This is a genomic window from Citrobacter sp. RHBSTW-00524 (assembly GCF_013747755.1).
Classification (GTDB): Bacteria; Pseudomonadota; Gammaproteobacteria; order Enterobacterales; family Enterobacteriaceae; genus Citrobacter; species Citrobacter braakii.
Genome location: NZ_CP056421.1, coordinates 5151606 through 5170771, shown reverse-complemented (window position 1 = coordinate 5170771; position 19166 = coordinate 5151606). Strand labels below are relative to the sequence as shown.

General features: G+C 53.7%; 17 protein-coding genes and 4 tRNA genes. 16 read left to right on the top strand and 5 right to left on the bottom strand.

Annotated elements, in window-relative coordinates:
- Positions 1-2: 2 nt before the first annotated feature.
- The 10 genes from rffA to HV229_RS24710 all read left to right on the top strand — a co-directional run bounded on the left by rffA (position 3) and on the right by HV229_RS24710 (position 7752).
- Complete coding sequence (gene rffA / locus HV229_RS24755; protein WP_181546604.1) at positions 3-1133, top strand: dTDP-4-amino-4,6-dideoxygalactose transaminase; 1131 nt, start codon at positions 3-5, stop codon at positions 1131-1133.
- Position 1134: 1 nt separating this feature from the next.
- On the top strand, positions 1135-2385 hold the full coding sequence (wzxE, locus tag HV229_RS24750; protein ID WP_181546602.1) for a lipid III flippase WzxE: 1251 nt from the start codon (positions 1135-1137) through the stop codon (positions 2383-2385).
- Positions 2382-3461 (top strand): TDP-N-acetylfucosamine:lipid II N-acetylfucosaminyltransferase, encoded by a 1080-nt coding sequence (locus tag HV229_RS24745; RefSeq protein ID WP_181546600.1) that lies wholly within the window; start codon positions 2382-2384, stop codon positions 3459-3461. Before wzxE ends, HV229_RS24745 begins: the two co-directional genes overlap by 4 nt.
- Positions 3458-4813, top strand: coding sequence for an ECA oligosaccharide polymerase (wzyE, locus tag HV229_RS24740; RefSeq protein ID WP_181546598.1), 1356 nt, complete (start codon positions 3458-3460; stop codon positions 4811-4813). The genes HV229_RS24745 and wzyE overlap by 4 nt, the downstream gene beginning before the upstream one ends.
- Positions 4813-5553 (top strand): lipopolysaccharide N-acetylmannosaminouronosyltransferase, encoded by a 741-nt coding sequence (gene wecG / locus HV229_RS24735; protein WP_065554886.1) that lies wholly within the window; start codon positions 4813-4815, stop codon positions 5551-5553. The genes wzyE and wecG overlap by 1 nt, the downstream gene beginning before the upstream one ends.
- A gap of 278 nt (positions 5554-5831) precedes the next feature.
- The gene (locus tag HV229_RS24730; protein WP_016155119.1) at positions 5832-7217 is read left to right on the top strand and encodes an amino acid permease; all 1386 of its coding nucleotides are present in this window, start codon (positions 5832-5834) and stop codon (positions 7215-7217) included.
- A 102-nt stretch (positions 7218-7319) separates the two neighbouring features.
- Positions 7320-7396, top strand: a tRNA-Arg gene (locus tag HV229_RS24725).
- A 56-nt stretch (positions 7397-7452) separates the two neighbouring features.
- Positions 7453-7528, top strand: a tRNA-His gene (locus tag HV229_RS24720).
- A 20-nt stretch (positions 7529-7548) separates the two neighbouring features.
- Positions 7549-7634 (top strand) — tRNA-Leu (locus HV229_RS24715).
- 41 nt (positions 7635-7675) lie between these two features.
- Positions 7676-7752: transfer RNA gene (locus HV229_RS24710), tRNA-Pro, on the top strand.
- A gap of 459 nt (positions 7753-8211) precedes the next feature.
- Here HV229_RS24710 and hemY read toward each other — a convergent pair.
- The 4 genes from hemY to hemC are packed head-to-tail and all read right to left on the bottom strand — an operon-like array spanning position 8212 to position 12289.
- Entirely contained in the window at positions 8212-9411 is a 1200-nt protein-coding gene (hemY, locus tag HV229_RS24705; protein WP_016155120.1) for a protoheme IX biogenesis protein HemY, read from the bottom strand.
- Positions 9412-9413: 2 nt separating this feature from the next.
- On the bottom strand, positions 9414-10589 hold the full coding sequence (gene hemX, locus HV229_RS24700) for a uroporphyrinogen-III C-methyltransferase (protein WP_080860387.1): 1176 nt from the start codon (positions 10587-10589) through the stop codon (positions 9414-9416).
- Positions 10590-10610: 21 nt separating this feature from the next.
- On the bottom strand, positions 10611-11351 hold the full coding sequence (hemD, locus tag HV229_RS24695; RefSeq protein ID WP_016155122.1) for a uroporphyrinogen-III synthase: 741 nt from the start codon (positions 11349-11351) through the stop codon (positions 10611-10613).
- Positions 11348-12289 (bottom strand): hydroxymethylbilane synthase, encoded by a 942-nt coding sequence (gene hemC, locus HV229_RS24690; RefSeq protein ID WP_016157846.1) that lies wholly within the window; start codon positions 12287-12289, stop codon positions 11348-11350. Before hemC ends, hemD begins: the two co-directional genes overlap by 4 nt.
- A 395-nt stretch (positions 12290-12684) precedes the next feature.
- Between hemC and cyaA the strand changes: the two genes are divergently transcribed.
- Positions 12685-15231, top strand: coding sequence for a class I adenylate cyclase (gene cyaA / locus HV229_RS24685; RefSeq protein ID WP_019078435.1), 2547 nt, complete (start codon positions 12685-12687; stop codon positions 15229-15231).
- A gap of 40 nt (positions 15232-15271) precedes the next feature.
- Here cyaA and cyaY read toward each other — a convergent pair whose 3' ends face one another.
- Positions 15272-15592: an iron donor protein CyaY gene (cyaY, locus tag HV229_RS24680; protein WP_080860388.1), complete on the bottom strand. Its 321-nt coding sequence runs from the start codon at positions 15590-15592 to the stop codon at positions 15272-15274.
- A 138-nt stretch (positions 15593-15730) separates the two neighbouring features.
- On the opposite strand from cyaY, the gene HV229_RS24675 reads away from it, so the two are divergent.
- Genes HV229_RS24675 through yigB form a run of 5 tightly spaced genes read left to right on the top strand, consistent with a single transcriptional unit; the run spans position 15731 to position 19126 of the window.
- Positions 15731-15934: a lipoprotein gene (locus HV229_RS24675; RefSeq protein WP_003017937.1), complete on the top strand. Its 204-nt coding sequence runs from the start codon at positions 15731-15733 to the stop codon at positions 15932-15934.
- Between the two features lie 48 nt (positions 15935-15982).
- Positions 15983-16807 (top strand): diaminopimelate epimerase, encoded by an 825-nt coding sequence (gene dapF / locus HV229_RS24670; protein WP_080860390.1) that lies wholly within the window; start codon positions 15983-15985, stop codon positions 16805-16807.
- Complete coding sequence (locus HV229_RS24665; RefSeq protein WP_047358746.1) at positions 16804-17511, top strand: DUF484 domain-containing protein; 708 nt, start codon at positions 16804-16806, stop codon at positions 17509-17511. Before dapF ends, HV229_RS24665 begins: the two co-directional genes overlap by 4 nt.
- A complete protein-coding gene (xerC, locus tag HV229_RS24660; protein ID WP_046274891.1) occupies positions 17508-18410 on the top strand; it encodes a tyrosine recombinase XerC in 903 nt (300 codons plus the stop codon). Before HV229_RS24665 ends, xerC begins: the two co-directional genes overlap by 4 nt.
- Entirely contained in the window at positions 18410-19126 is a 717-nt protein-coding gene (yigB, locus tag HV229_RS24655; RefSeq protein WP_016155129.1) for a 5-amino-6-(5-phospho-D-ribitylamino)uracil phosphatase YigB, read from the top strand. The genes xerC and yigB overlap by 1 nt, the downstream gene beginning before the upstream one ends.
- Positions 19127-19166 lie beyond the last annotated feature (40 nt).

Genomic DNA, 19166 nt, shown 5'->3' with positions numbered 1-19166 from the left:
CGATGATTACATTTAATGCACCGCCGGTGGTGGGAACTGAACTCGATTACATGCAGTCTGCGATGAATAGCGGCAAACTGTGTGGTGACGGTGGCTTTACCCGTCGCTGTCAGCAGTGGCTGGAGCAGCATTTTGGCAGCGAGAAAGTGCTGCTGACGCCTTCCTGCACCGCATCGCTTGAGATGGCGGCATTGTTGCTGGACATCCAGCCTGGCGATGAAGTCATTATGCCGAGCTACACGTTTGTCTCTACGGCCAATGCCTTCGTGTTGCGCGGCGCGAAAATCGTCTTTGTTGATATCCGCCCGGATACCATGAACATTGACGAAACGCTGATTGAAGCGGCGATCACCGATAAAACCCGCGCTATTGTGCCGGTACATTACGCGGGCGTGGCCTGCGAAATGGATACCATCATGGGGCTGGCCACTAAACATAACCTGTATGTGGTGGAAGATGCTGCCCAGGGCGTCATGTCGACCTACAAGGGGCGTGCGCTTGGTACGATTGGTCACATCGGCTGCTTTAGCTTCCATGAGACCAAAAACTATACCGCAGGCGGGGAAGGTGGAGCGACGCTGATTAATGATAAAAAATTAGTCGAGCGTGCAGAAATCATCCGTGAAAAAGGGACTAACCGTAGTCAGTTTTTCCGCGGCCAGGTAGACAAGTATACCTGGCGTGATATCGGTTCCAGCTATTTGATGTCCGATCTGCAGGCGGCTTATCTGTGGGCGCAGTTGGAAGCGGCTGATCGTATTAACCAGCAGCGTCTGGCTCTGTGGCAAAAGTATTACGATGCTCTGGAACCGCTGGCGCGTGCCGGGCGTATTGAGCTGCCTTCGATACCGGAGGGTTGCGTACAGAATGCCCATATGTTTTACATCAAACTGCGCGATATCGACGATCGCACGGCGTTGATTAACTTCCTGAAAGAAGCTGAAATTATGGCGGTGTTCCACTATATCCCGCTGCATGATTGCCCGGCTGGCGATAAATTCGGCATGTTTGCCGGTGTTGATCGTTACACCACCAAAGAGAGCGAACGCCTGCTGCGTTTACCGCTGTTCTACAATCTGTCGCCGGTGAACCAGCGAACAGTCATTACGACCTTACTCAACTACTTCGCCTGATATGTCGCTTGCAAAAGCGTCCTTATGGACGGCGGCCAGTACGCTGGTAAAAATTGGTGCAGGTTTGCTGGTTGTGAAGTTGCTGGCGGTGTCGTTTGGACCGGCAGGCGTGGGGCTGGCGGGTAACTTCCGCCAGATGGTCACTGTGCTTGGCGTGTTGGCGGGGGCCGGCATTTTCAATGGCGTCACGAAATACGTTGCGCAGCATCATGACGATCCGGCCCGGCTCCGTAAGGTGGTCGGTACCTCTTCCGCGATGGTGCTGGGATTCTCTACGCTGATGGCGGTGATTTTTTTGCTGGCGGCCGCACCTATCAGTCAGGGATTATTTGGTCATACTCATTATCAGGGGCTGGTTCGACTGGTTGCGCTGGTGCAGATGGGCATTGCCTGGGCGAACCTGCTGCTGGCGCTGATGAAGGGCTTCCGCGATGCGGCGGGTAACGCGCTGTCGTTGATTGTGGGGAGCCTGGTGGGCGTAGCGGCTTATTATGGCTGTTATCGCCTGGGAGGGTATGAAGGCGCCTTGCTGGGCCTGGCGCTGGTACCTGCGCTGGTCGTTATCCCTGCCGCTATAATGCTGATTAAGCGTGGGACTATCCCCCTGCATTACCTGAAACCTTCATGGGATAACGGTCTGGCAGGGCAGTTAAGCAAGTTTACGCTGATGGCGCTGATTACCTCCGTAACGCTGCCAGTGGCATACGTGATGATGCGAAACCTGTTGGCGGCGCAGTACAGCTGGGATGATGTGGGGATCTGGCAGGGGGTGAGCAGTATCTCCGATGCTTATCTGCAATTCATCACCGCCTCATTCAGCGTTTACTTGCTGCCGACGTTGTCGCGTTTGACTGAAAAGCGCGACATTACACGCGAAGTGATCAAGTCGTTGAAATTCGTGCTGCTGGCGGTTGCTGCCGCAAGCTTTACCGTCTGGCTACTGCGCGATTTTGCTATCTGGCTGCTTTTCTCCGCTAAATTCACCGCCATGCGCGACCTGTTCGCCTGGCAACTGGTCGGTGATGTGCTGAAAGTCGGCGCCTATGTTTTCGGTTATCTGGTGATCGCGAAAGCGTCGCTGCGGTTTTATATCTTGGCAGAAATTAGCCAGTTCATGTTATTGACGGCGTTTGCCCATTGGCTGATCCCTGCACATGGTGCGCTGGGCGCGGCACAGGCTTACATGGCAACGTACATTGTCTATTTCTCTCTTTGTTGTGGCGTGTTTTTACTCTGGCGTAGGCGGGTATGACTGTACTGATTCACGTTCTGGGATCGGATATCCCTCACCATAACCAAACCGTGCTGCGGTTTTTCAACGACTCGCTGGCCGCGACGAGCGAGCACGCGCGCACGTTTATGGTTGCAGGTCAGGATGCCGGATTCAGTGAGAACTGCCCGGCGTTATCGCTAAGCTTCTATGGTGGGAAAAAGGCGCTGGCTGAAGCTGTTATCGCGAAAGCAAAAGCGGATCGCCAACAGCGTTTTTTCTTCCACGGTCAGTTCAACACCAGCCTGTGGTTAGCGCTGCTGAGCGGGGGAATTAAACCGGAGCAGTTTTACTGGCATATCTGGGGCGCGGATTTATATGAAGTCTCCAGTGGACTGAAATTTCGCCTGTTTTACCCCATTCGCCGTATGGCGCAGAACCGCGTGGGCTGCGTATTTGCCACGCGGGGTGATTTGAGCTATTTCGCCGAACAGCATCCGCGCGTGCGTGGCGAGTTGCTCTATTTCCCAACGCGGATGGATCCCTCGCTCAATAATATGAGCAACGCGTGTCAGCGCAGCGGCAAGATGACGGTGCTGGTTGGCAACTCTGGCGATCGCAGCAATGAGCATATTGCCGCGCTACGCGCCGTCCATCAGCAGTTCGGCGACACGGTGAATGTGATTGTACCGATGGGGTACCCCGCCAATAATGCGGCTTATATCGACGAGGTTCGTCAGGCCGGCCTGGCATTGTTTAGCGCTGAGAATCTGCAAATTTTAAGTGAAAAGCTGGAATTTGATGCCTATCTGACATTATTACGTCAGTGTGATTTGGGTTACTTTATTTTTGCCCGTCAGCAGGGGATCGGTACCCTGTGTTTACTGATTCAGGCCGGTATCCCGTGCGTGCTCAACCGTGAAAATCCCTTCTGGCAGGATATGGTGGAACAGAATCTCCCGGTGTTATTTACCACTGATGAGATTAATGAAGGCGTCGTACGCGAAGCGCAGCGCCAGTTGGCATCGGTAGATAAAAATACAATCACCTTCTTTAGCCCGAATTATCTGCAGCCGTGGCACAACGCGCTGCGTATTGCTTCAGGAGAAACCGTATGAGCCTGATGCAATTTAGCGGTCTGCTGGTGGTATGGCTGCTCTCCACCTTGTTTATCGCCACGCTGACCTGGTTTGAATTCCGCCGCGTGCGTTTTAACTTCAATGTTTTCTTCTCACTGCTGTTTTTGCTGACGTTCTTCTTCGGGTTCCCGTTGACCAGCATACTGGTGTTCCGTTTTGATGTGGCAGTGGCTCCGCCGGAGATCCTGCTGCAGGCCTTGCTGTCAGCCGCCTGTTTCTATGCCGTCTACTACGTGACGTATAAAACACGCCTTCGCAAGCGAGTCGAGGATAAGCCACGCAGGCCGCTATTTACCATCAATCGCGTTGAAGCGCATTTGACCTGGGTTATCCTGATGGCGATTGCATTGGTGAGCGTGGGCGTCTTCTTTATGCACAACGGATTCCTGCTGTTCAGACTGCAATCCTACAGCCAAATCTTTTCCAGTGAAGTCTCTGGCGTCGCTCTGAAGCGTTTCTTCTACTTCTTCATTCCGGCAATGCTGGTGGTCTATTTCCTGCGTCAGGACAGCAAAGCGTGGTTATTCTTCCTGGTGAGTACCGTCGCGTTTGGTTTGCTGACCTATATGATTGTTGGCGGGACGCGCGCCAATATCATCATTGCGTTTGCCATCTTCTTGTTTATCGGCATCATTCGCGGCTGGATTTCGCTGTGGATGCTGGCCGCCGCGGGCGTGCTGGGTATCGTCGGGATGTTCTGGCTGGCGCTGAAGCGTTATGGGATGAACGTTAGCGGCGACGAGGCGTTTTATACTTTCCTGTACCTCACGCGGGACACCTTCTCGCCGTGGGAGAATCTGGCGCTGTTGCTGCAAAATTACCACAATATTGAGTTTCAGGGGCTGGCGCCGATTGTCCGTGACTTCTACGTCTTTATCCCTTCCTGGCTTTGGCCTGGGCGGCCGAGTATTGTCCTCAACTCAGCGAACTACTTTACCTGGGAAGTGTTGAACAACCACTCAGGTCTGGCGATTTCGCCGACGTTAATTGGTTCACTGGTGGTGATGGGCGGGACGCTGTTTATCCCGTTAGGCGCGATTGTCGTTGGACTCATCATCAAGTGGTTTGACTGGCTGTATGAGTTAGGCAACCGCGAAACCAATCGCTACAAGGCGGCGATTCTGCACAGTTTCTGTTTTGGCGCTATTTTCAATATGATCGTGTTGGCACGTGAAGGGCTGGATTCGTTTGTCTCGCGAGTGGTCTTTTTCCTCGTGATTTTCGGCATGTGTCTGCTGGTGGCAAAACTGCTGTTTTGGCTATTCGATAGTGCGGGACTCATCCATAAACGAATCAAATCGCTGCCCCGGACACAGATTGAAGGATCGTAATGACAGATAACACAACTGCGCCACTCTACTCGCTGCGCGGGCTACAATTGATTGGCTGGCGCGATATGCAGCATGCGCTAAATTACCTGTTTGCCGAGGGGCATCTCAGGCCTGGAACGCTGGTGGCAATCAACGCCGAGAAGATGCTGACGGCAGAAGATAACCCTGAAGTGCGGGATCTGATCAACGCCGCTGAGTTCAAATATGCGGATGGGATTAGCGTGGTGCGCTCAGTGCGCAAAAAATTCCCGCAGGCGCAGGTTTCACGCGTGGCAGGGGCTGATCTTTGGGAAGCACTTATGGCGCGAGCCGGGCAGGAAGGAACGCCTGTCTTCCTGATTGGTGGCAAGCCTGAAGTTCTGGCGCAAACGGAAGCCAAACTGCGTGCCCAGTGGCGCGTGAACATTGTAGGCAGTCAGGACGGTTATTTTACCCCGGACCAGCGGCAGGCGTTGTTTGAACGTATCCACGCCAGCGGTGCGCAGATTGTGACGGTGGCGATGGGCTCGCCGAAACAAGAGATCTTTATGCGTGACTGCCGGAAGATTCACCCTGAAGCGCTGTATATGGGCGTGGGTGGTACCTACGACGTCTTTACCGGTCACGTTAAGCGTGCGCCGCGAATCTGGCAGAGTCTGGGGCTGGAGTGGCTGTATCGCTTATTGTCGCAGCCAAGCCGTATCACTCGTCAACTTCGCTTATTACGCTATCTCCGCTGGCACTATACCGGCAACCTCTGACGCCCTCCCTCCTTTGATAAGTAGCGTGGTCTGCTAATTACGCTACTTATTCACAACATAATCGCTGCTTTCTCGCACAATCTATTTATTTTTTGAATGCTTTAATTGCCATTTAAGCGATTTTAGGAAACCATTCGCAACAATCATTGCAGTGCCGTGGTGTTTTTGACGCCAACCGTTAAGCGGTCGGTGCCGTATGGCCTGTTATGGCATAACAAGATGTACCCATAACGAGAACCGGTAATACCGGACAGTATGCAAACACAACAAGAGGATTTATGGCCGAGAACAAACCTGAGCTACAGCGTGGGCTGGAGGCTCGTCACATCGAATTAATTGCCCTTGGGGGGACAATTGGCGTCGGGCTATTTATGGGGGCCGCCAGTACCCTGAAATGGGCGGGACCTTCGGTTCTGCTGGCATACATCGTCGCCGGGCTGTTCGTCTTTTTCATTATGCGTTCTATGGGGGAGATGTTATTCCTCGAGCCGGTTGCCGGTTCATTTGCTGTTTACGCCCATCGTTACATGAGCCCCTTCTTTGGTTATCTCACCGCCTGGTCATACTGGTTTATGTGGATGGCGGTGGGGATATCAGAGATTACCGCCATCGGGGTGTACGTCCAGTTCTGGTTCCCGGAAATGGCACAATGGATACCCGCACTGATTGCTGTCGGACTGGTTGCGTTGGCAAATCTCGCCGCGGTTCGCCTGTATGGTGAAATTGAGTTCTGGTTTGCCATGATTAAAGTGACCACCATCATTGTGATGATCGTCATTGGATTAGGGGTGATTTTCTTCGGTTTTGGCAATGGCGGTCAGGCGATCGGCTTTGGCAACCTGACTGAGCATGGCGGCTTCTTTGCTGGTGGTTGGAAGGGCTTCCTGACGGCATTGTGTATTGTCGTGGCTTCTTACCAGGGTGTGGAGCTGATCGGCATTACTGCGGGTGAAGCGAAGAATCCGCAGGTCACGCTGCGTAGTGCAGTAGGGAAAGTGCTGTGGCGTATTCTGATTTTCTACGTCGGTGCGATTTTTGTTATCGTCACTATTTTCCCGTGGAATGAGATTGGCAGTAACGGTAGCCCGTTTGTTTTGACCTTTGCCAAGATTGGTATTACCGCCGCGGCAGGGATTATTAACTTTGTGGTCCTGACGGCGGCGCTGTCGGGCTGTAACAGTGGGATGTACAGTTGTGGGCGTATGCTTTACGCGCTGGCAAAGAATCGCCAGTTACCTGCCGCCGTTGGAAAAGTTTCTCGCCAGGGCGTGCCGGTTGCCGGCGTGGCTATTTCTATCGCGATCCTGCTGGTTGGTTCGTGCCTGAACTACATCATTCCCAACCCGCAGCGTGTGTTCGTTTATGTCTATAGCGCCAGCGTGCTGCCGGGGATGGTGCCGTGGTTTGTGATCCTGATAAGCCAGATACGTTTCCGTCAGGCGCATAAAGCGGCGATCGCCAGTCATCCTTTCCGCTCGATTCTGTTCCCGTGGGCGAACTATTTGACGATGGCGTTCCTGATTTGCGTATTAATCGGCATGTACTTTAATGAAGATACCCGAATGTCGCTGTTTGTTGGCATTATCTTCTTACTGGCCGTGACGCTCATTTATAAGGTTTTTGGCCTGAATCGTCATGGCACAGCCCAAAAATTGCAGGAATAAGCGACAAAACGCACAAACCATGACCAAACGATAATTTATTTTAAAAAAGCACTAGACAGCAGACCGAGACCTCCGTAATATCCAGCCCCGCAACGGCGCTAAGCGCCCGTAGCTCAGCTGGATAGAGCGCTGCCCTCCGGAGGCAGAGGTCTCAGGTTCGAATCCTGTCGGGCGCACCATTTAGCAAGGTGCCGGAGCTGCGGTGGTTTTAATACCGCGTAAAAGATTTGCAGTGGTGGCTATAGCTCAGTTGGTAGAGCCCTGGATTGTGATTCCAGTTGTCGTGGGTTCGAATCCCATTAGCCACCCCATTAATTTAAAGTTGTGAAATGCGAAGGTGGCGGAATTGGTAGACGCGCTAGCTTCAGGTGTTAGTGTCCTTAGGATGTGGGGGTTCGAGTCCCCCCCCTCGCACCACGACTTAAAGAATTGAACTAAAAATTCAAAAAGCAGTAAAACGGCGAGTAGCGCAGCTTGGTAGCGCAACTGGTTTGGGACCAGTGGGTCGGAGGTTCGAATCCTCTCTCGCCGACCAATTTTGAACCCCGCTTCGGCGGGGTTTTTTGTTTTCTGATTTTCCCTTCTCAGCCTTTATTTCCCCGAATTTCCTGATGTCTTAAAAAGTCCGGTTCCATTGTTTTTGCAGTGCAATCGTGGCATGCCTTGTGCAATAATACACGGGTAGATGCTCATTCCATCTCTTATGTTCGCCATCTGGCCTCATAAACTCAGGAATGATGCAGAGCCGTTTACGGTGCTTATCGTCCACAGACAGATGTCGCTCTGGCCTCATCAAACACCATGGACATAACGTTGAGTGAAGCACCCATTTATGTTGTCATACAGACCTGTTTAGCGCCTGCTCCAAAAGAGCGGGCGTTTTTTTATGCATATACACCTCATCCTTCAAGTCGCCTCGAAGCATCTCGAATGATTTGGTGTATATGAAATAACGGTAGGCCCGGTAAGCGAAGCGTCACCGGGCAAGAGGGAATTACTGCGGGGGATTGTTGTTCTGCAGCGTCAACATCAGGCCATCACGACGCATGGTGGCGGCTTCTTCCGGCTGATGCAGTCTGTCCAGCGCGTCAGCAAGCCAGGCGTAGTCATAGGCATCTGGACGCTGTTTGAGAGCGGCACGGAAGGCGAACGTGGCTTCCTGCCATTCGCCGTGCTTCATTAGCGACTGGCCCAGCGTGCTCCACAGTAATGGGCGATCGCCGACGGCTTTAATCTGCTGGCGCAACACTTTTTCTATCTGTTCCGGGTTGTTGGTTTTCAGACGCGGGATCGGCAGCACCAGGCGGTCGTCATACTGGCGTTTAAGACCATCAATGATGACCTGCTGCGCCGTATCGTGATCGTCACACTCAATCAGATGTTCAGCCATTGCTACCTGCAGGGCAACTTGGTGACGGGTTTTACGGTTCTGGTTTTTCCACCATGCACGTAGCCCCTCGCTGCCCTGATCGGCGCGAACCTGATCCATCAGACCAACCCATGCCTGCTGTTCCAGCATCGCGCGGTGCTCGTCATCACCCACGTGCGCTTTTGCCATGGATGGAATGATATCCAGTAACGAACTCCATGCACCGGTACGAATGTAGGCCTGTTCAGCCAGACGCAGCACTTCCGGATGACGTGGCGTCACTTCCAGCAGTTTATCTACGCTGTGGCGTGCGGCGTGATTTTCATTACGTGCCAGCTGCAGGCGAACGCGAGTGATTTCTACCGGGATCGTATCATTTCCGGCCAGTTCGGCAGCACGCTCAAGGTGTTGGTTGGCACGAGCTTCGTCACCGCGCTGTTGAGCAGCTTCTGCCGCCAGCAGGTAATTCACTACCGGCTGTTCTGCATGATCGGCGTTTTTCGACATCAGCTTTTCAACCTGCTGATAATCGCCTTCTGCCAGCTTGAGCAGCGCCTGCTCGGTCTGCTTACGGGCGCGACGACGCTTCCGACCGACAAACCATCCGCGGGTATGCGCGCCAGTGCGGAAAATTCGGCGCAGCAGCCATTCAATCGCAAACAGGACGACCATTGCGACGATCAGAATGATCACCAGACCCGTCACGCTGGTTTCGATATTGTAATTATCCGTCTGGATCAGTACGTAGCCCTGATGACCGGCAATCATTGGACCGACAACGATCCCGGCGATCAACAGCACAAAGAGCAATAATACTTTTAGCATCATTATTCTCCTTGCGGCGCAGTTGCCGGAGTTTCAGCTGAAGGCGCAGGAGTTGCTGCAACCGGCGCTGTGGCAGGCTGTGCCAGTAAATTACGTACGCGGGTCTGCATGAGCTTGTCGAGAAGCGCCTGGCTCTGCAGCGTTTCCGGTACGTCCATGCTGATGCTTTGTTGGCTCAGTTGGTCTACCTCTTCAAGGAAAGCTTTGGTGGCTGCATCGTCGGTGTCGTAGTAGGCGCGCACCCAGGTGGAGACGTTTTCCAGCGCCTGGCGATATGTTTCCTCCTGATGACGCGGCACGGCCTGGGCGGCCACTAACAGGCGAGAACGGATATTTTCACGTAAGTAAACGTCCTGGTTCGGTGCCAGCAGCGGGACGGCGGTTTCATCACGACGGCGAACGGTGATAAAGCTGTCCATAAAGTTCTGCCAGCTTTTTTGCAGATTGACGCGCCATTCGCTGATCGAGCTGGAAAGCTCGCTGCTGTCGGAATCCATCGGCGAATCGTCGGTGTCGTTGTCGGCCAGACGCAGGTTATCAATCTGGTTAGAGAGCTGATTCACTTTCAGGATAATGCCGTCATAGTCGACCTGAGTCACCGCAGAGAGGCTCGCGATATCGTCGGTAATCGCGCGACGGGCGGTAATCAGGCTTGGGTCATTCATATCCGCCAGGCTGGCGTCAGCGCTTTTCAGCAGCGCCGCGGCGGTAGTAACGTCCTGATCGCTCCATAATTTGCGACCGGCCAGTTTCACCAGAAAATCAGCCTGCGCCAGCAGCCATGTCCCGGCATCGCTGCCGGAGATAGTGGCGACTTTTTGCTGGACTTCGTCAAGCTGTTTGACCAGCGCGGCCTGCTGGCGAGCGGCTTCATCCAGCTGCGTTGCCTGCTGCTTAATAATGCCTTCCAGCTCAGCTTTTTGGCTTTCTTGCGCTTTTTGCAACGCCGTAAGCTGGTTCGCCAGCGCATCGCTGGTTGCTGTCTGCGTTGTTGCCTGCTGTTTCCCCCAACCGTACAGCCCAACGCCTGCAGCCAGCGCAATAGCAATCGCCACTGCGCTCAGAATCAGCGCCGTGCTGTTCTTACTCTTTTTTTCAGTATTGACTGGCTGTGACGTGGTTTCCACGGCCTCCCTGGTCTCTTCAACCACGGCGGAGGATTTTTCTTGTTCCGTCATTATGGCATCCCATTATGAGAGTTATTGTAATGCGCGTAGTAGCGCATCGTTGTCGGCGTTATCAGCGACCTTAATATCTTGCCAGCCCAGTTCCCGGGCGAGGTGCGCCAGACGCTCACTGACGACCAGCAGCCGACAGCGTAGTAACCAGTGCTCACGATACCACTGCGGAATGAGCGACCAGAGCTGTTGTAGCATCTCTCCGCTGGTGACAACCACCGTGGTCACACCACGAGATTGCCAGCGCATCGCTTCTTCTGCACCATCGTAATATTTTGCACTGCGTTGATAACATTCACAAAAATCGACATCAGCTCCGCGTGCTGTCAGGGTTTCACCTATCAGCTCACGGCCACCATTGCCGCGTAATATCAGCGCGCGTTTTCCCGCAATATTTTGTAATTCAGGTAATTGTAGCAAGACTTCGCTAATTTCCCGATCCAGAGGGTAGTGAATATTGAAACCGCTAACGGTATGCAGCGCCAGCGCCGTTGTGCGACCAATGGCAAAATAACGCGGAAGGGAGGGCCAGCTTTTCCCTTGTTGCTGAAGTTCGGCATCTGCAAAGGTGACGGCGTGTTGCGAGAGGGCGAAGACCAGATCGTTTTCCGTCAGCGCCGACAGTCGGGAAGCAAGCGTTGCCAGCTCCCGACCGGGCGAAAACTCGATGAGCGGAAAGCTCCAGGCCACCTGCCCCAGTGTGCGCAGACGGCTCACTAACTCTTCCCCTGCGGGAGACGGGCGGGTGACCAGAATACTCATGCGGGGGCTTCTCCGTTGTAAACTTCAGCCAGAATGGTGCGCGCACCGTTCTCCAGCAGCTCTTCAGCCAGAGAGATGCCCATCTGTTCAGCTTCCTGCGCGGCGCCGCGACGTTCTCCGCATACCATCTGCGAACCGTCAGGCGCGCCGACCAGCGCCCGCAGCCAAATCTCACCGTTAATGAGTTCTGCATAACTGCCGATAGGGACCTGACATCCCCCTTCCAGGCGGGTATTCATGGCGCGTTCGGCTTTGACGCGCAGCGCCGTCTCTTCATGGTTGAGCGGCGCTAACAGCGCCTGAGTGCGCATATCATCCAGTCGACATTCTATGCCAACTGCGCCTTGCCCGACAGCGGGTAGGGAGACTTCCGGCGGCAGAGCGGTGCGGACTCGCGACTCAAGACCTAAACGTTTTAATCCGGCGACCGCCAGAATAATGGCGTCATAATCGCCGTTATCCAGTTTGCTCAGACGCGTACCTACGTTACCGCGCAGCGAACGGATGACGAGATCCGGGCGACGCTTTGCCAACTGGCACTGGCGACGCAAACTGGATGTCCCGACGATACTGCCTGCCGGGAGTTCATCCAGCGTGTTGTACTTATTTGAGACGAAAGCATCACGCGGATCCTCTCGCTCGCAAATGGTGACCAGTCCAAGACCGTCAGGGAACTCAACCGGCACATCCTTCATGGAATGCACGGCGATATCGGCGCGTTTTTCCAGCAGCGCGACTTCCAGCTCTTTAACAAACAACCCTTTCCCCCCGACTTTCGCCAGCGGGGTATCAAGGATCACATCGCCACGGGTTACCATCGGAACCAGTTCCACGATCAGACCGGGGTGGTTTGCCATTAAGGCGTCTTTGACATAATGTGCCTGCCAGAGCGCAAGGGGGCTTTGGCGTGTGGCAATTCTCAAAACATTGTCTAACATGCTTGTTACCGTCATTATCAATCATTGACCATCCTAACATCCTTATCAAAGGGATGTCAGCGTTACGCTCAAACGTGAGTGAGAGGAAAAGGCGCTGCATCATCACTGGCAGTGAATAATGACGAGAAACCTCCCGACCGTATGAAGGAACTTACACGTAACGAACGGTGCTACACTTGTATGTAGCGCATCTTTCTTTACGGTCAATGAGCAAGGTGTTAAATTGATCACGTTTTAGACCATTTTTTCGGCTGTACAGCATAAAAAAATATGGGCGAAAAAACAGGTAACGGTTATTTTTGACATACGGTTTATCCGAATTGATGACGATTATTGTGAGCGCTTGTGCCGCAGCAATCGACAACATGACGGATAGCAACATCAGGCGATACGTCTTGTACCTCTATATTGAGACTCTGAAACAGAGACTGGATGCCATAAATCAACTGCGTGTGGATCGCGCGCTTGCTGCCATGGGACCTGCCTTCCAGCAGGTATACAGTCTGCTGCCGACATTATTGCACTACCACCATCCGCTGATGCCGGGTTACCTTGATGGTAACGTTCCCAAAGGCATATGCCTTTACACGCCTGATGAAACCCAACGCCACTACCTGAACGAACTGGAACTGTACCGCGGTATGTCACCGCAGGATCCTCCCAAGGGCGAACTGCCTATCACCGGCGTTTACTCAATGGGCAGCACCTCTTCGGTAGGGCAAAGCTGTTCCTCTGACCTTGATATTTGGGTCTGCCATCAATCCTGGCTGGATAGCGAAGAGCGCCAGCTGCTGCAGCGTAAATGTAGCCTGCTGGAAAGCTGGGCCGCCTCGCTGGGCGTGGAAGTCAGCTTCTTCCTGATTGATGAAAACCGTTTCCGCCACAATGAAAGCGGCAGTTTGGGTGGTGAAGACTGTGGCTCGACGCAGCATATCCTGTTGCTTGATGAATTCTATCGCACCGCTGTGCGTCTCGCGGGTAAACGTATTCTGTGGAATATGGTGCCGGGCGACGAAGAAGAGCATTACGACGATTACGTCATGACGCTTTACGCACAGGGGGTGTTAACGCCAAACGAATGGCTGGATCTCGGCGGACTCAGTTCGCTCTCCGCCGAAGAGTACTTTGGCGCCAGCCTCTGGCAGCTGTACAAGAGTATCGACTCCCCGTACAAAGCGGTATTGAAAACGCTGCTGCTGGAAGCTTATTCCTGGGAATACCCCAATCCACGCCTGTTGGCGAAAGATATCAAACAGCGCCTGCACGATGGCGAGATCGTCTCTTTTGGTCTCGACCCTTACTGCATGATGCTGGAGCGCGTTACCGAGTACCTCACGGCGATCGAAGACCCGACTCGTCTGGATTTAGTGCGTCGATGTTTCTACTTAAAAGTGTGTGAGAAACTGAGCCGCGAGCGCGCCTGCGTGGGCTGGCGTCGTGAAGTATTAAGTCAGTTAGTGAAAGAGTGGGGCTGGGATGACGCCCGTCTGACCATGCTGGATAACCGCGCTAACTGGAAGATTGACCAGGTACGCGAAGCGCATAACGAACTGCTCGATGCGATGATGCAGAGCTATCGTAACCTGATCCGTTTTGCCCGCCGAAATAACCTCAGCGTGAGCGCCAGCCCGCAGGATATCGGCGTGCTGACCCGTAAGCTGTATGCCGCGTTTGAAGCATTACCAGGTAAAGTAACGCTGGTGAACCCGCAGATATCTCCGGATCTCTCGGAACCGAATCTGACCTTTATCCATGTGCCGCCGGGCCGTGCCAACCGTTCGGGTTGGTATCTCTATAACCGCGCGCCTAACATGGACTCGATCATCAGCCATCAGCCGCTGGAATATAACCGCTACCTCAATAAACTGGTGGCGTGGGCCTGGTTCAACGGCCTGCTGACCTCGCGTACGCATTTATTTATTAAGGGCAACGGCATTGTTGATTTGCCGAAGCTGCAAGAAATGGTCGCCGACGTGTCGCACCACTTCCCGCTGCGACTGCCAGCGCCAACGCCGAAAGCGCTCTATAGCCCGTGCGAGATTCGCCACCTGGCGATTATCGTTAACCTTGAATATGACCCGACGGCAGCATTTCGCAATCAGGTGGTACATTTTGATTTCCGTAAGCTGGACGTCTTCAGCTTTGGTGAAGAACAAAATTGCCTGGTGGGTAGCGTCGACCTGCTGTACCGCAACTCGTGGAATGAAGTGCGTACGCTGCACTTCAACGGTGAGCAGGCGATGATTGAAGCGTTAAAAACGATTCTGGGCAAAATGCACCAGGATGCCGCGCCGCCGGATAGCGTCGAGGTTTTCTGCTATAGCCAGCATCTGCGCGGTTTAATTCGCACCCGCGTGCAGCAACTGGTGTCTGAGTGCATCGAGTTGCGCCTCTCCAGCACCCGTCAGGAAACCGGACGCTTCAAAGCGCTGCGCGTTTCTGGTCAGACGTGGGGTCTGTTCTTCGAGCGCCTGAACGTCTCGGTACAGAAGCTGGAAAACGCGATTGAATTTTATGGCGCGATTTCACATAACAAACTGCACGGGCTTTCCGTTCAGGTTGAGACCAATCATGTGAAACTCCCGTCAGTGGTTGACGGTTTTGCCAGCGAAGGGATCATTCAGTTCTTTTTCGAAGAAACGGGTGATGAGCAGGGCTTTAATATCTACATTCTGGATGAGAGTAATCGGGCTGAGGTGTATCACCACTGCGAAGGTAGCAAAGAGGAGCTGGTACGCGATGTCAGCCGTTTCTACTCGTCGTCGCACGATCGCTTTACCTACGGCTCCAGCTTCATCAACTTTAACCTGCCGCAGTTCTATCAGATTGTGAAAACCGATGGGCGCGCGCAGGTGATCCCGTTCCGTACCCAGCCGATTAGCGCCGTGCCGCCCGTCAGTCAGGAAAACGACACTCCGCTGTTGCAGCAGTATTTCTCGTGAGCATGATGCCGGATAAGCGAAGCGTATCCGGCAATAAAACTTAACGGAAGCTCACCTCTTCACCCGCCTGCTGTGTCGCCGCCTGTTCTAGCAGATCCCAGAACGTTTCGCCGCTACGATCGCAGATCCACTCGTCGTCTTTCAGGTCAAAGTGGTAGCCGCCCTGTTTGGTCGCCAGCCACACCTGATGCAGCGGCTCCTGACGGTTAATAATAATTTTGCTGCCGTTTTCGAAGCTGATGGTCAGCACGCCGCCGTTGATCTCACAATCGATATCGCTGTCGCCGTCCCAGTCGTCCAGACGCTCTTCAATGGTCATCCACAGGGTGTCAGCAAGGCGATGAAATTCACTGTCGTTCATTTTCTTATCCTGTTTTTCGTGATGACGGCAGTATAACCTGAAACAAAACGCGTTGCAGATTACAGGCTAACTCTTGCTTTTACGCCTTCTCCTGCGATGATAGAAAATAGAAAGCATGAACTTTACAGGCAATCGATAATGAAAAACGTGTTAAAGCCACTCGCTGTCATTTTTACTCTGTTCAGCCTGACGGGCTGTGGGCTAAAAGGCCCGCTCTATTTCCCGCCAGCAGATAAAACCGCGCCGCCTCCGACCAAGAGCGTTCAGCCGCAATCACAATCCACCACGCCAGAGAAAAACGATCGTGGGATTAGTGACGGGCCTTCTCAGGTGAATTACTGACGGCAGGAATAGATGTATATTTCTGTACCCGCGTGAACGGAGTGAATGATGCAATTCTCTAAAATGCATGGCCTTGGCAACGATTTTATGGTCGTCGACGCGGTAACGCAGAATGTCTTTTTCTCACCAGAGCTGATCCGCCGCTTGTCCGACAGGCATCTCGGCGTTGGATTTGATCAACTGCTGGTGGTTGAACCTCCGTATGATCCGGAGCTGGATTTCCACTACCGTATTTTTAATGCCGACGGTAGTGAAGTGTCACAGTGTGGCAATGGCGCCCGCTGTTTTGCCCGCTTTGTTCGCCTGAAAGGGCTGACCAATAAGCGTGATATTCGCGTCAGTACCGCTAATGGTCGTATGGTATTAACCGTAACCGACGACGAGCTGGTACGGGTGAATATGGGTGAACCCAATTTTGAACCCGCGCAGGTTCCGTTTCGCGCCAACAAAGCAGAGAAGACCTATATTATGCGCGTGTCTGAACAGACAGTATTGTGCGGCGTGGTTTCAATGGGGAACCCGCACTGCGTAATTCAGGTTGATGATGTTGATACGGCCACGGTAGAAACGTTGGGGCCGGTTCTGGAAAGTCACGAACGCTTTCCTGAACGCGCCAATATCGGATTTATGCAGGTGGTAAAGCGCGAGCATATCCGGCTGCGCGTCTATGAGCGCGGCGCGGGTGAAACGCAGGCCTGCGGCAGCGGTGCGTGCGCCGCTGTTGCGGTTGGTATCCAGCAGGGCCTGCTGGCAGAAGAAGTGAGGGTGGAATTACCGGGCGGTCGACTTGATATCGCCTGGAAAGGTCCGGGTCATCCGCTGTATATGACTGGCCCGGCGGCACATGTCTACGACGGATTTATTCACTTATGAAGCAACCAGGGGAAGAACTACAGGAAACGCTCATGGAGCTGGACGACCGGGCGGTCGTCGATTACCTGCAACGTAATCCTGAGTTTTTTATCCGTAATGCCCAGGCTGTTGAAGCGATGCGTGTTCCGCACCCGGTGCGGGGCACGGTCTCTTTAGTGGAATGGCATATGGCGCGGGCACGTAATCATATTAACGTGCTGGAAGAGAATATGGCGTTGTTGATGGAACAAGCCAACGCCAATGAAAGCCTGTTCTATCGTCTGTTAAATCTGCAAGCCCGGCTAGTATCGGCCAGCAGTCTTGACGACATGCTGATGCGATTTCATCGCTGGGCGCGTGAGTTAGGGCTGGCTGGGGCGACGGTTCGTCTGTTCCCGGATCGCTGGCGACTTGGTGCGCCATCAAAATTCACTCATCTGGCATTAAGCCGTCAGGCTTTTGAACCGCTGCGTATTCAGCGTCTGGGCCAGTCACTACACTATCTTGGACCGCTCAATGGCCCGGAACTTCTGGTCATGATGCCCGAGGCGAAAGCGATAGGCTCGGTGGCGATGTCGATGTTGGGGCAAGATGGATCCCTGGGCGTGATGCTGTTCAGCAGTCGCGACGTTAATCATTACCAGCAGGGGCAAGGTACGCAATTACTGCAGGAAATCTCGCTGATGTTGCCGGAGCTGCTGGAGCGCTGGATTGAACGCGTATGACCGATTCACCCCTTTCTCAGGATGTGGCGCGCTTTTTACGCTATCTGGGCGTTGAGCGCCAGCTTAGCCCGATCACATTGCTGAATTATCAGCGTCAGCTTGATGCCATCATTGCGTTAGCCGGAGAGACCGGTCTGCAAAGCTGGCAACAATGTGACGCTTCGATGGTACGCAGTTTTGCCGTGCGCAGCCGTCGTAAAGGGCTGGGGCCGGCGAGCCTGGCGCTGCGTCTCTCCGCATTGCGCAGTTTCTTTGACTGGCTGGTTAATCAGGGCGAGCTGAAAGCCAATCCCGCAAAAAGTGTTTCCGCGCCGAAAGCACCGCGTCATCTACCTAAAAATATCGATGTCGACGACGTTAATCGTCTGCTGGATATCGACCTCAACGATCCCCTCGCCGTGCGCGATCGGGCAATGTTAGAAGTGATGTACGGCGCAGGGCTGCGTTTGTCTGAACTGGTTGGGCTGGATATTAAACATCTCGATCTCGACACCGGCGAAGTATGGGTGATGGGGAAGGGCAGTAAAGAACGTCGCCTGCCAATTGGCCGCAATGCAGTGGCGTGGATTGAGCACTGGCTGGACCTGCGGGGGCTATTTGGCAGCGATGACGATGCGTTATTCCTGTCAAAACTGGGCAAACGCATTTCTGCGCGTAATGTGCAAAAACGCTTTGCGGAATGGGGGATCAAACAGGGGCTGAACAGCCACGTACATCCCCACAAATTGCGCCACTCTTTTGCGACGCATATGCTGGAGTCGAGCGGCGATCTGCGCGGGGTACAGGAGTTATTGGGGCATGCTAATCTCTCCACTACCCAAATCTATACCCATCTTGATTTTCAACACCTGGCTTCAGTGTACGATGCGGCGCATCCGCGCGCCAAACGGGGGAAATAATGCGTTTTTACCGGCCTTTGGGGCGCATTTCTGCGCTCACCTTTGACCTTGATGACACCCTTTACGATAACCGTCCCGTTATCACACGCACCGAGCAGGAAGCGCTCGCGTTTGTACAGAATTACCATCCGGCGTTGAATTCGCTGCAAAATAGCGACCTACAGCGCTTACGTCAGGCCGTTCGCGACGCTGAGCCGGAAATCTACCACGACGTTACCCAATGGCGTCACCGCGCCGTAGAGCGCGCTATGCTGGAGGCGGGATTGTCAGAAGCAGAAGCCAGAATGGGGGCAAATGCGGCGATGATGAATTTCGCCAAATGGCGTAGCCGCATTGACGTCCCGCAGGCGACGCATGACACGCTGAAGGCGCTGGCCCGCAAATGGCCGCTGGTGGCGATCACCAACGGTAACGCACAGCCAGAACTGTTCGGCCTGGGAGATTACTTTGAGTTTGTGCTGCGCGCCGGTCCCGACGGGCGATCAAAACCGTTCAGCGACATGTACGCGCTGGCGGCAGATAAACTGAAAATGCCTGTGGCTGAGATTCTGCATGTGGGCGATGACCTGACGACAGACGTGGCGGGGGCCATCCGTTGCGGTATGCAGGCCTGCTGGATCAAACCGGAAAATGCCGACCTGATGCAAACCGCAGACAGCCGTTTGCTGCCGCATATCGAAATTTCACAGTTGGCATCTCTGACCTCGCTGATATAATCACCAGCAGAACTCTGTATATATACCCAGCTTTTTGGCG